This window comes from Halococcus salifodinae DSM 8989, from assembly GCF_000336935.1.
GTDB lineage: Archaea > Halobacteriota > Halobacteria > Halobacteriales > Halococcaceae > Halococcus > Halococcus salifodinae.
On record NZ_AOME01000091.1, the window covers coordinates 1 to 212 of the forward strand.

1 pseudogene is annotated in these 212 nt (G+C 53.8%); it reads right to left on the reverse strand.

Annotation, left to right across the window (positions count from 1 at the left end):
* A pseudogene (locus tag C450_RS19280) lies at window positions 1–212 on the reverse strand (IS701 family transposase); the annotation flags it as partial.

Genomic DNA, 212 nt, shown 5'->3' on the forward strand with positions numbered 1-212 from the left:
ATCAGGTCCGAGTCGTGGGCGAACCACGAGTCGAAGAGGTAGGTGTCCGCAGGTACACCTACCTCTTCTTCCAGTTCTGTGACTATCTCCTGAGCGAGATCGTACTTCGTCTCCTCGTCGTCTTGGTCTTCGTCGTCAGCTTTCTCGTACTGGCGAAATGCGAGTGGATAGGAGGTTTTATCGTCGGTGTAGAATGCGTAGACGAGGTCCTG